15 protein-coding genes are annotated in these 11,859 nt (G+C 65.4%); all 15 read right to left on the bottom strand.

Annotated elements, in window-relative coordinates; translation table 11 throughout:
- Positions 1-9: 9 nt before the first annotated feature.
- The 15 genes from ACTODO_RS08255 to rpmE all read right to left on the bottom strand — a co-directional run bounded on the left by ACTODO_RS08255 (position 10) and on the right by rpmE (position 11,791).
- Entirely contained in the window at positions 10-414 is a 405-nt protein-coding gene (locus ACTODO_RS08255) for a DUF2550 family protein (protein ID WP_003792924.1), read from the bottom strand.
- Positions 415-439: 25 nt separating this feature from the next.
- Complete coding sequence (locus tag ACTODO_RS08260) at positions 440-712, bottom strand: F0F1 ATP synthase subunit epsilon (RefSeq protein ID WP_003792926.1); 273 nt, start codon at positions 710-712, stop codon at positions 440-442.
- On the bottom strand, positions 712-2,160 hold the full coding sequence (gene atpD, locus ACTODO_RS08265; RefSeq protein WP_003792927.1) for a F0F1 ATP synthase subunit beta: 1,449 nt from the start codon (positions 2,158-2,160) through the stop codon (positions 712-714). Before atpD ends, ACTODO_RS08260 begins: the two co-directional genes overlap by 1 nt.
- A 25-nt stretch (positions 2,161-2,185) precedes the next feature.
- Entirely contained in the window at positions 2,186-3,115 is a 930-nt protein-coding gene (locus ACTODO_RS08270; RefSeq protein WP_003792928.1) for a F0F1 ATP synthase subunit gamma, read from the bottom strand.
- A gap of 3 nt (positions 3,116-3,118) precedes the next feature.
- Positions 3,119-4,756 carry a F0F1 ATP synthase subunit alpha gene (gene atpA, locus ACTODO_RS08275; protein WP_003792929.1) on the bottom strand — a complete coding sequence of 546 codons (1,638 nt, stop codon included), beginning with the start codon at positions 4,754-4,756 and terminating at the stop codon, positions 3,119-3,121.
- 47 nt (positions 4,757-4,803) lie between these two features.
- Positions 4,804-5,622: a F0F1 ATP synthase subunit delta gene (locus tag ACTODO_RS08280; RefSeq protein WP_003792930.1), complete on the bottom strand. Its 819-nt coding sequence runs from the start codon at positions 5,620-5,622 to the stop codon at positions 4,804-4,806.
- Positions 5,619-6,179, bottom strand: coding sequence for a F0F1 ATP synthase subunit B (gene atpF, locus ACTODO_RS08285; protein ID WP_007589435.1), 561 nt, complete (start codon positions 6,177-6,179; stop codon positions 5,619-5,621). Before atpF ends, ACTODO_RS08280 begins: the two co-directional genes overlap by 4 nt.
- A gap of 5 nt (positions 6,180-6,184) precedes the next feature.
- Positions 6,185-6,394, bottom strand: coding sequence for an ATP synthase F0 subunit C (gene atpE, locus ACTODO_RS08290; protein ID WP_003792932.1), 210 nt, complete (start codon positions 6,392-6,394; stop codon positions 6,185-6,187).
- A gap of 41 nt (positions 6,395-6,435) precedes the next feature.
- A complete protein-coding gene (gene atpB, locus ACTODO_RS08295) occupies positions 6,436-7,326 on the bottom strand; it encodes a F0F1 ATP synthase subunit A (RefSeq protein WP_208853699.1) in 891 nt (296 codons plus the stop codon).
- A gap of 82 nt (positions 7,327-7,408) precedes the next feature.
- Entirely contained in the window at positions 7,409-7,702 is a 294-nt protein-coding gene (locus tag ACTODO_RS08300; protein ID WP_003792934.1) for a hypothetical protein, read from the bottom strand.
- A complete protein-coding gene (locus ACTODO_RS08305; RefSeq protein WP_003792935.1) occupies positions 7,699-8,805 on the bottom strand; it encodes an MraY family glycosyltransferase in 1,107 nt (368 codons plus the stop codon). Before ACTODO_RS08305 ends, ACTODO_RS08300 begins: the two co-directional genes overlap by 4 nt.
- The gene (locus tag ACTODO_RS08310) at positions 8,802-9,476 is read right to left on the bottom strand and encodes an L-threonylcarbamoyladenylate synthase (protein ID WP_003792936.1); all 675 of its coding nucleotides are present in this window, start codon (positions 9,474-9,476) and stop codon (positions 8,802-8,804) included. Before ACTODO_RS08310 ends, ACTODO_RS08305 begins: the two co-directional genes overlap by 4 nt.
- The gene (locus ACTODO_RS08315; RefSeq protein WP_003792937.1) at positions 9,473-10,384 is read right to left on the bottom strand and encodes a N5-glutamine methyltransferase family protein; all 912 of its coding nucleotides are present in this window, start codon (positions 10,382-10,384) and stop codon (positions 9,473-9,475) included. The genes ACTODO_RS08310 and ACTODO_RS08315 overlap by 4 nt, the downstream gene beginning before the upstream one ends.
- On the bottom strand, positions 10,381-11,475 hold the full coding sequence (gene prfA, locus ACTODO_RS08320) for a peptide chain release factor 1 (protein WP_003792938.1): 1,095 nt from the start codon (positions 11,473-11,475) through the stop codon (positions 10,381-10,383). The genes ACTODO_RS08315 and prfA overlap by 4 nt, the downstream gene beginning before the upstream one ends.
- Before the next feature lie 94 nt (positions 11,476-11,569).
- Positions 11,570-11,791: a 50S ribosomal protein L31 gene (gene rpmE, locus ACTODO_RS08325; RefSeq protein ID WP_007589405.1), complete on the bottom strand. Its 222-nt coding sequence runs from the start codon at positions 11,789-11,791 to the stop codon at positions 11,570-11,572.
- Positions 11,792-11,859 lie beyond the last annotated feature (68 nt).

The raw sequence follows: 11,859 nt of genomic DNA on the forward strand, positions 1-11,859 counted from the left end.
CAAGCCTGCTCACACGAGGCGCGGAGGACCGGACTCCACCCAGGAGACCAGTCCGTTATATGTCAAGCGTTCCACGGCCACCTCGTAACGATGGTCACCATACGCCAGGCGCACTTCGACGACGGAACCGTCCACAGAGTGCGCGATCGGGGCCGAAACCTCCATGCCCCGACGCGGGATCGAATACACCGGCTTGAAGGTCAGCCCCACCAGCCGATACCAGGACAGCTCCTCAACGCCATACACGCCGATGCCGGCCGTCCATCCCGAATGAACGTCCGGGCGCGACCAACAGCGGAACGCCCCCAAACGCGAAACGATCCTGCGGGCGCGCACATTCATGTACGCCCACAGGATCGCCCCCACGCACGCGAGGAGAACCGCACACCAGATCACAATCGTCATCAGGCTCATGAGGTCCTCCTCGCGTTGCGTCGAATTACTGTTCTGCCACTGTAGCGTGGTCGGCCACGACCGTAACGAAATCCGAGTCGACTGAGGCGAATCCCCCCGTGACCTGGAAGGACACGACCTCGTCCGCCCGCGACACCGTCACGGTTCCCTCGCTCAGCTGAGCGAGAAGGGGCTGACGACCCGGCAGCACGCCGAGACTTCCGTCGACCGTCGGAAACTGGACGGACGCAGCCGCGCCGTGCCACAGGCGTCCCTCGTGGGAGACGACCTCGACCTGCAAGGACTTGCCCGATGCCATCAGGCTTCCTTGGCCAGCTCGTGAGCGTTGCGCTCCAGGTCGTCGATACCACCGCAGTTGTAGAACGCCTGCTCCGGAACATCGTCGTAGTAGCCCTCGGCGATGCGCTTGAACGCCTCAATGGTCTCCGACAGCGGCACGGTCGAGCCGGGCACGCCCGTGAACTTCTCGGCCATGTACATGTTCTGCGACAGGAACTGCTCGATGCGACGAGCACGCGCGACGGTCACCTTGTCGTCCTCGCTCAGCTCGTCGACGCCGAGGATGGCGATGATGTCCTGCAGTTCCTTGTTCTTCTGCAGGATGGCCTTGACGTGCGTGGCGACGTCGTAGTGCTCGCGGCCGACGAGGGCCGGGTCGAGGATACGCGAGGTCGAAGCCAGCGGATCCACGGCGGGGTAAATACCCTTGGCCGCGATCTCACGGGAGAGCTCCGTCGTCGCATCCAGGTGGGCGAAGGTCGTCGCCGGAGCCGGGTCGGTGTAGTCGTCAGCGGGAACGTAGATCGCCTGCAGCGAGGTGATCGAGTGGCCGCCGGCCGACGTAATGCGCTCCTGGAGCAGACCCATCTCGTCAGCCAGGTTGGGCTGGTAGCCCACGGCCGAGGGCATGCGGCCGAGCAGCGTGGAGACCTCGGAGCCCGCCTGGGTGAAGCGGAAGATGTTGTCGATGAACAGGAGGACGTCCTGGTGCTGAACATCGCGGAAGTACTCCGCCATGGTCAGGCCCGTCAGGGCGATGCGCAGACGCGTGCCCGGCGGCTCGTCCATCTGCCCGAAGACGAGGGCGGTCTTGTCGAAGACGCCCGCCTCTTCCATTTCGCCAATGAGATCGTTGCCCTCACGGGTACGCTCGCCGACGCCGGCGAACACGGAGACGCCGCCGTGGTCCTGGGCCACGCGCTGGATCATCTCCTGGATGAGGACGGTCTTGCCGACGCCCGCACCGCCGAAGAGACCGATCTTGCCACCCTGCACGTAGGGGGTCAGCAGGTCGATGACCTTAATGCCGGTCTCGAACATCTTGGTGCGCGCCTCGAGCTGATCGAAGGCCGGGGGCTGCCGGTGGATCGGCCAGCGCTCGGTGACCTCGAGGGTCTCGCCCTCTTCGAGGTTCAGCACGTCACCGGTCACGTTGAAAACGTGGCCCTTGGTGACGTCGCCGACAGGCACGGTGATCGGGGCGCCGGTGTCGGTGACGGGGGCGCCACGCACGAGGCCGTCGGTCGGCTTCAGCGCGATGGTACGCACGAGGTTGTCACCGAGGTGCTGGGCGACCTCGAGGGTCATCGTGAAGGTCGACTCGCCCTCACCCTGGCCCGCGAGGTTCACCTCGACGGTCAGCGCGTTGTAGAGCGGCGGGATGCGGTCCGGGGGAAACTCGACATCGACGACAGGGCCGACGACGCGTGCGACGCGTCCCTCGGCAATTGCATGTGTATCAGTCATGGTGTTACTCCGTGTCTCGAAGGGCTTAGCTCGCGTTAAGAGCGTCGGCCCCGCCCACGATTTCGGTGATTTCCTGGGTAATTTCCGCCTGGCGGGCCGAGTTCGCCAGACGCGTGTACTTGGTGATGAGCTCGTTCGCGTTGTCCGTCGCGGTGTGCATGGCGCGCTGGCGCGATGCAAGCTCGGACGCTGCCGACTGAAGGAGCACGTTGTGGATACGCGCCTCCACGTACAGGGGAAGAAGCGTGTCCAGAACAGCTTCCGCAGACGGAATGAACTCGTACTCCGGCTGGGCCGAGGACAGATCGTCCGCGAAGCCGCGTTCGGTGGCACGCTCCTCGTCCGATTCGGGGGCATCCACAACCGTCAGCGGCAGCATCTGGCGCACCTCGGGAACCTGGCTCATGACGGTCTTGAAGCGCGTGTACACGAGGTGCAGGGCACCGACACCCGTATCGGGGTCCTTGTCCAAGAAACGTTCGAGCAAGACGTTCGCCATCTCGCGCGCGGTCCCGGGAGACGGAGAATCCGACTCCCCTTCCCACTCGCGTTCGATGTCAACGCCGCGGAAGCGGAAGTACGCCGAGGCCCTGCGACCGAAGGTGTAGAGAACGGGCTCGTAGCCGTCCTCCCGCAGGTCCGCGATGAGCTTCTCCGATTCGCGCAGGATGGTCGCCGAGTAGGCTCCGGCCATACCGCGATCCGATGCCACGACCAGGATGGCCACGCGATTGGTGTCTTCGCGTTCCTCGGTCAGCGGGTGGTCGAGGTCCGTGTGGACCGCGACCGCCGCGACCGCCTGGGTCAGGGCCTTTTCGTAAGGCCCCGCCTCGGTGGCAGCGCGCCGCGCCGCACCAATGCGAGACGCAGCGATCATCTCCATGGCGCGGAAGACCTTCGCGAGCGTCGTCGTCGAGGCGATACGCTGCTTGTAGATCCTCTGCTGTCCACCCATCGCTTAGGCCTTCTCGCTCGTGCGACCGCGCGAGATTTCCTCGCGGGTACGCTCAGCCACGACCTCGCCGTCCTCGAGTCCGGCGGCACCACGTCCGGCACTGATCCACTGGTGGTGGAACTCCTCGACGGCGTTCTTGAGCGCCTCCTCCGTCTCGGAGGTCAGGTCGCCGGTCGCCGCGATCGTGTCGAGCACGGTCGAGTTCGCGTGGAGGTAGTCGAGCAGGCCGCGCTCGAAGCGCAGAACGTCCTCGACCTCGATGTCATCGAGGTAGCCCTTGGTGCCCATCCAGATCGAGGCGACCTGGTCTTCCATCGCGTAAGGTGTGGACTGAGGCTGCTTGAGCAGCTCCATGAGGCGCTCACCGCGGGTCAGCTGACGACGAGTCGCCGCATCCAGGTCGGAAGCGAACATCGCGAAGGCAGCCATCGAGCGGTACTGCGCGAGCGTCAGCTTGAGCGTACCGGCGACCTTCTTCATGGCCTTGGGCTGGGCCGCGCCACCAACACGGGACACGGAGATACCCACGTCGACGGCGGGACGCTGGTTCGAGTTGAACAGATCGGACTGCAGGAAGATCTGGCCGTCGGTGATCGAAATGACGTTGGTCGGAATGTAGGCCGACACGTCGTTCGCCTTGGTCTCGATGATCGGCAGGCCGGTCATCGAACCGCCACCCAGCGCATCCGAGAGCTTCGCGCAACGCTCCAGCAGGCGGGAGTGCAAGTAGAAGACGTCGCCAGGGTAGGCTTCGCGGCCCGGCGGGCGACGCAGCAGCAGCGACACCGCACGGTAGGCCTCGGCCTGCTTGGAAAGGTCGTCGAAGACGATGAGGACGTGCTTGCCCTGGTACATCCAGTGCTGGCCGATGGCCGAACCCGTGTAGGGGGCCATGTACTTGTAGCCGGCGGGGTCCGAGGCCGGGGAAGCCACGATGGTCGTGTACTCCATGGCGCCAGCATCCTCGAGCGTGGAGCGCACCGATGCGATGGTCGAACCCTTCTGGCCGATCGCCACGTAGATGCAACGCACCTGCTTGTTCGGGTCGCCGCTCTTCCAGTTCTCACGCTGGTTGAGGATCGTGTCGAGGGCAATCGCGGTCTTACCGGTCTTGCGGTCGCCGATGATGAGCTGACGCTGGCCACGGCCAACCGGGATCATCGAGTCGATGGCCTTCAGGCCGGTCGCGAGGGGCTCGTGAACGCTCTTACGCGCCATAACGCCGGGGGCCTGCAGCTCGAGCGCGCGGCGCCCGTCCAGGTCCGTAATCTCGCCGAGGCCGTCGATCGGGCGGCCGAGCGGGTCGACCGTGCGACCCAGGTAGCCGTCACCAACGGGAACCGAGAGAACCTCGCCCGTGCGGTGCACGACCTGACCCTCTTCGATGCCGCCGAAGTCACCGAGGACAACGGCGCCGATCTCGCGCTGGTCGAGGTTCATGGCCAGGCCCAGCGTCCCGTCCTCGAAACGCAGCAGCTCGTTCGCCATGGTGCCGGGCAGGCCCTCGACGTGCGCGATACCATCGGCCGTTTCGATGACGTGACCCACCTCTTCGGTGGCCACGTCCGCCGGACGGTAGGACTCCATAAAGGAGTCCAGTGCTCCGCGGATTTCCTCCGGGGAGATGCTGAGGTCAGCCATGAGGATTCCTAACTAGGTAAAAGAAATTAATGTGTGTACGAAAAGTGCTAGCTGGCGATCGCGTCGCGCGCTGCACTGATGCGGCTGGCCAACGAGGCGTCGATCGCGGTCATGCCCGCGCGCAGGCGGAAGCCGCCCACGACCTCGGGATCAATCGAAATCGCCAGGTCAACGTCCGTACCGTAGCGCTTCGAGAGGATGGAGCGCAGACGCTCGACCTGTGCCTCGCTCATCGGGGTGGCCGTGGCCACCGTGACGAAGAGGCGGTCCTGCATGGTCGCTGCCCACTGGGCGTAGCGGCGCAGGTTGTGCAGCAGACGACCGTGGTTGGAGCGTCCGACCGCCCGACGCACGAGACGCATCGTCCAGGTGCTGACGCGCTCGGCGAAGAGCTTCGACGCGACATCGCCGCGCTCGTGTGCGTCACCCTTGGACTTATCCGACAGGCGCACGCGGACCTCGCGGTGGTGTGCCAGGAAGTAGCGCACCTGGAACAGCTCCTCACGGACCTGCTCGAGAGCTCCCTGGGCACCTGCAGCATTGAGCACGCCGAGGATGCCGAGCACCTCGAGCGTGTCTGCTACATCCGCCGGATGACGCCAGTGGTCGGCGACGACCGCTTTCACGACGGACAGCGTCGCAGCCGTCACGTGCGAAGCGAACGCGTTTGAGGCGAGCCCTTGCTTATCTGCGACCGACCGCGCCGGGTCGGTCGCTGCACGCGCGAGACGAGTGTTCTCCTTGAACAGGTCGGCCAGGCCGAAAAAATCCTCGGCAACCCGCATTGGGTCGGTGCCGGGCGTGGCCAGGGCCGCCGCCAGCTCCTTCGCAAAGGGGACGGACTCGATCGTGCGCATCTGTGTCATCGCTTCTCCTCGACCCGGGCGCTGTCGGCCTCGAGCTCGTCAAGGAAGCGATCGACCACGCGAGAAGTCAGCGCCGTATCGGTGAGGTGCTCACCGATGATCTTCTCTGCCAGCTCGGAGGCGAGAAGACCCACCTCGGAGCGCAGGGAAATCTGCGCAGCCTGTTTCTCGGCGAGGATCTGACGCTCGGAGGCCTCGAGAATACGGTTGGCCTCGCTGGTTGCCTCGTGACGGGCGGCGGCCACGATGGCCTTGGCTTCGTCGTTGGCGCGCTCACGGATGGTGTGCGCTTCAGCGTGCGCCTCGCGAATGATCTCCTCGCGCTTGAGCGCAGCGGCAGCCTGATCGGCCTTCGCTTGCTCGGCGGCGCCGAGGCCCTCCTCGATCTTCGCAGCGCGCTCGTCCATCGTCTTGTAGATGCGAGGCAGCGCGTAGCGTCCGACGAGGAGCAGGACGATAAGCAGAACGAGAGCCGACCAGAAAATCTCGTACAGCGGCGGCAGGATGACGGCGAGGCCGCCGACCTCCTGGTCCGACGCGGCGACAATCTGGTGCATGGCGATCACTTAACGATGAGTGGCAGAACGAAGCCGATGAGGCCGAGGGCCTCAACCATGCCGGCACCGATGATCATGTTGGTGAAGAGACGGCCGGCAACCTCGGGCTGACGGGCGGTCGCTTCCTGGGTCTTGCCGACCATGAGGCCGATGCCGAGGCCGGGGCCCAGGGTGGCGAGGCCGTAGCCGATGTAGGCGAATGCTGCGGTTCCCATAGTGGTTTCCTTCTGTTAGTAACGCCGGGTGGCGTTGGGGGTCAGTGATGTTCGACGGAAAGCTTGATGTAGACGGTCGACAGGATCGTGAAAATGTACGCCTGCAGGAAGGCAACGAAGACCTCGAAGCCCGTCATGACGAACATGGCGGCACCGGTCAGCGCGGACGCGGCAGACAGGACGGAGAGTTCGTGGAGCAGAATCGCCGTTCCAAAGTAGGTCATACCCAGCAGGAGGTGGCCCGAGATCATGTTGCACAGAAGACGCAGGGTCAGCGTGACGGGGCGAACGATAAAGTTCGAGAGGAACTCGATGGGCGTGATGAGCAGGTACATGGGGACGGGCAGTCCCGGCGGGAAAAGCTGCGAGGAAAAGAAACCGCCGACGCCCTGCTTGGAGATACCCGCGCCGATGAAGGTCACGTAGGTGATGAGAGCGAAGACCATCGGGACGGCGACGACCGACGAGGCTGCGATGTTGATGCCGGGAATGATGCCCGCAATGTTCATGGACAGGACGCCGAAGAACAGGAAGCCAATGAAGCCGGAGAACTTGCGGCCGGTCTTGGGGCCAAGCATGTCGAGAGCAACATTGTCGCGAATGTAGCCGGCGATTGCCTCAACGGCCATCTGGCCGCGGCTCGGCACCAGCTGAGGCTTGCGCGCGACTGCGACGAGGATCAGCGAGACGAGTACGCCCATGATGACGCGGGCGAGAGTCAGTCGGTTGAACTCAAAGAACGTTCCCTCACCGAAAAACACGGTCGGGAAAAAGTCCTCGAGGGCCGGCTGGTGGGGGTGCTGCGTGAACGCAGGGTAGGCAGTGAGTGCGATGACGATGAGAAGGATCGCGAGGCTCACCCAATACCAACGCGGCTTGGACGCGGTGCGGCGAGCAGGCGCGTGATCGGACACTGAATGTGCCTCCTTCATCTCAACTCCATTGGTTTGTGTCTGCTGCCGGGGCAACTCGACCATTCTATACAGAGAAGGGGCCGCCTAGCGCGCGCAAGAGTTACTGAGTGTCGCTCGGCGCATCCACATTCATCGTGCGCTTGCGCATCATGACCATCATCTCAACCGTCGAGGACACGATAATCACAATGATCGTGGCGATTGCGGCCACCCGGACGTCCATGCCCAGGGCGCGCGGAACGTACAGTCCAATGGCGAGCAGAGCGATCTTCGCCGCGTATCCGCCGGTCACCCATCCGATGAAGTGGGAGGGCGAGCGCAGGGCGCGCGACGTGAAAAACCACTGCGCCGCGACGATGACGACAACCATGGCGAGGGCGAGCACGTAGGTCATGCGGAAACCTCCTCGGGAGTGCTCTCTTCCTTGGGGAATTCTCGGGTCGTGACGGCCACGCCGATAGCCGCAGCGCTGACTGCGACGAGAGCGACGCTCCACCACTCGAAGACGAGGAGACCGACGGCGGGGACGCAGACAATGGCGGTCCACATCCACAGGATCGCGACGACCCCGCGGTGAGAGTGCCCGGCAACGAGGAGACGGTCGTGGAAGTGGGAGCGGTCGGCAACGAAGGGGCTCTTCCCTCGGCTCATGCGGCGAATCGAGGTGACAACCAGGTCAAGGACGGGCATGAAGATGACCGACAGCGGGAGGATGAGCGGCAGCGCGGACACGATCATCTGCTGGCGTCCGAGCAACGACGGATCGATCTTGCCGGTGACGATGATGCCGGCGGCGGCCAGGACGAGGCCCATGGTCTCCGCTCCCCCGCCCATCATGATCGAGGAGGGGTGGAAGTTGAACCAGAGGAAGCCAGCGCACACTCCGAGCAGCGCGATCACGATGAGGCTGGCAGTCGTCGCGTAGGAGGCCGCGCCCATGAGCCGGGTGATGATGTAGGAGTAGACGAAGAAGGATCCGGCGCCGATCGCAATCATTCCGGATGCCAAGCCGTCGAGCCCGTCGATGAAGTTAACGGCGTTCATGATGCCGACGATGAAGAAGACGGAGACGAAGAGCCACAGTCGGGAGGACCCGAGCGTCAGGCCGAAAATCGGGAAGGAGGCCAGCTGCACGCCGCCAAAAGCCATGCCACCCGCGATGAGGACCTGCCCACCGAGCTTGGCCATCCAGTCGAGTTCGATGATGTCATCGATGATGCCGAGGATGCACATGGCACCGGCGCCGGCCATGACGGCCCACGGGACCGTCGTCGTAAAGAGTGGCGCCATATAGGGGATCCGCGAGGCAAGCAGCATGGTAACGATCAATGCGATGGTCATCGCGACGCCGCCCAGGCGCGGGATGGGCTTCTTTTGCAGGTCGCGTCCGCGCAGGGGCGGCAAGATATTGAACTGCAGGCACGCCCAGCGCACGGCCGGCGTCAGCAGGATCGTCAGGGCCATCGCGATGGCGCCCAGCAGCAGGTAGACCTTCACGAAGCGGCCCCTTCGACGGGGGCGATGGGCACGCCAGCGGCTGCACTGAGGTCATCCAGGGAGATGGTCCCAAAGCGGAGCACGCGGGGCGTCTCGTGCGCGAAGTCAACGATCGACGAGGCCGTGGAACCCTGGGTGGGACCACCGTCGAGGTAGGCGGACACTCGGGTTCCGAAGTATCCGACGGCCTGCTCAACCGAGGTCGCAGGGGGCTGACCGGTCAGGTTCGCGGAGGTGACGGCCATCGGTCCGAAGTCGTGCAAGAGGCGCAGGAGAGCCGCCTGGTTCGGCATGCGCACGCCGATGGTGCCGCCGGTTTCACCCAGGTCCCACCCGAGGTCGGGGCGGGCACGCAGGATGAGGGTGAGTCCGCCGGGCCAGAAGGCGCGTGCAAGAGCACGGGCGGCCTCGGGGATATCGACGCACAGCAAGTCGATCGCGTCAACGGACGCGACGAGCACGGGCGGCGGCATCTGCCGTCCGCGGCCCTTGGCGGCCAGGACGGCGGCGACGGCCTCGGGGTTGGCCGCGTCCGCGCCGATGCCATAGACGGTGTCCGTGGGTACGACGAGGAGATGGCCGTCGCGCAGCTCCCGCTGGGCGCGCGCCAGGTCGGCCTCGCTCAGCGAAGGAACGGCGCTCAGGATCGTCTCTGTACTCATCGTGTTCATTGTGTCACGGATGCAGTGGGCTTCGTCGATTCGGGCGCGCGGGCGCTCAGGAAACGACGCCTGCCAGTCAGGTCGGGCAGGGTTGCGATGTCCGTCATTCCGAGCTGCGCGGCAATCGCGACCATGGCTTCTTCCTGCGAGGGCGAGTGCTCCATCAGCAGGACACCACCGGGACGCAGGAGGGTGAGCGCGCGACGCGCGACGCGCGCGGGGATCTCGGTCCCATCCGGGCTACCCCCGTACAGGGCGACGTGCGGATCAGCGCTGGCCTCGGGCTGCGTGGGCATCTCGTCGGCGGGCACGTAGGGCGGATTCGTCACGACGACGTCGACCATGCCGTCCAGGTGCGCGAGCGTTGCCGGATCCGTCGCGTCGCCTCGCTCCAAGTGCAGGCAGGGAACGCCCACAGCATCGCGGTTCTGGCAGGCCAGGGCGAAGGGCTCGGCTTCCTTCTCGACGGCCCACACCTCCGTGCAGGTGGTCTCGGTAGCCACCGCCAGCCCGATCGCGCCGGAGCCGGCGCACAGGTCGACGACGCGAGCCTCACCGTGGCGCGCGACGACCGCCATCGCCTCGTCAATCGCGAGGCCGGCAAGAACCTCGGTCTCCGGGCGCACGACGAACACACCGGGGCGGGCGGCCAGGGTCAAACCACGGAAGAACATGCGACCCGTGATGTGCTGAAGAGGAATGCGCAGGGCCCTCTCCCCCACCGCCGAACGCAGTTTCTCGGCCTGGTCCTCGTTCAGCTCCGCCGGCAGGTCCCACTGGGACGAGGCGTCACACGCCCACTCAAGCAGCTCACGTACGTCCGCATCAACGGAGTCGATCCCAGCCTCCGTCAGGCGTTCACGTGCCCACGCACGCGCGTCCGTGATGGACCACGTCCCCATATCTCCTCCAATCATGACTGAGCGGCGGCAGCCAGGCGCTCAGCCTCATCAGCTTCCTGCAGCGAAGCGATCACTGCATCGAGCGCGCCGGACAGGACCGCGTCCAGGTTGTGAGCCTTGAAGCCCGTGCGGTGATCCGCGATGCGGTTCTCCGGGAAGTTATAGGTGCGGATGCGCTCCGAGCGATCCACGGTGCGCACCTGGGACAAACGCTGGGCCGAGGCCTCGGCTTCCTTCCTTGCCCTCGCCTCGGCGGCCAGGCGCGAGGCCAGCACTCGCAGCGCGGCCTCCTTGTTCTGCAGCTGCGACTTCTCATTCTGCATCGACACGACGATGCCCGAGGGAATGTGCGTGATGCGCACGGCGGAGTCGGTCGTATTGACCGACTGGCCACCGGGACCGCTGGACCGGTAGACGTCGATACGCAGATCGTTCGGGTCGATGACGATCTCCTCGTCGTCCTCGATCTCCGGCATGACGAAGACACCGGCGGCGCTCGTGTGAATACGGCCCTGCGACTCGGTGACGGGCACGCGCTGCACGCGGTGCACGCCACCCTCGTACTTCAGGTGCGCCCACACGCCCTCGTCGGGAGCGGGCGTGCCCTTCGCGCGGATCGCGAGCGTGATGTCCTTGAAACCGCCGAGCTCCGTGTGGGTCGCGCTCATCTCGGTGACGCTCCAGCCGTGCGCCTCCGCGTAACGGGCGTACATGCGGGCCAGATCGGACGCGAACAGCGCGGATTCTTCGCCGCCCTCACCCGCCTTGATCTCAAGGATGACATCCATCGCATCCTCGGGGTCGCGGGGAGCCAGAATCTTCACGAGCGCCTCGTGGGCGGCCGCTTCCTCTTCCTCGAGGGCGGGAATCTCATCGGCGAAGGAGCGATCTTCGGCGGCCAGCTCTCGGGCGGCCTCAAGGTCTCCCGAGGCGGAGGCGAGCCTATCGGCGGCGGCCTTCACGCGGCCAAGCTCGGCGTAGCGTCGGCCGACTCGGCGCATCAGCTGCGGGTCCGCCAGCGTCTGGGGATCCGCCATCTGCGCCTCGACCTGCTCGTATTCCTGCAGCAGGGGGCCCAGGGCACCGAGTTCATCCGTCGCGGCCACGATTCACCACTTCCTTCGTTCCATACAGTTGACAAAGCGGCGGCGCCGTCGGCCGTAAGGCCAACGACACCGCCGTTGAGCTAGCCGCTCACCCTCACTTGGAGGGGCGCACGCGCTTGCCGTAGCGAGCCTCGAACTTGGCGACGCGGCCGCCGGTGTCGAGGATCTTCTGCTTGCCCGTGTAGAACGGGTGGCACGCCGAGCACACGTCCACGCGCATCTCACCGGAGGTGATGGTGGAACGGGTGTGGAACGAGTTGCCGCACGTGCAGGTCACGACGGTGTCCACGTATTCGGGGTGAATACCCTGCTTCATGGAGTTTCTCCTGGATCGTTTGGTGCCCCGGGTCCGGACATGCAGCGTCCCCCGCATCTGGCGGGGAC

The organism is Schaalia dentiphila ATCC 17982 (genome assembly GCF_000154225.1).
Taxonomy (GTDB): Bacteria; Actinomycetota; Actinomycetes; order Actinomycetales; family Actinomycetaceae; genus Pauljensenia; species Pauljensenia dentiphila.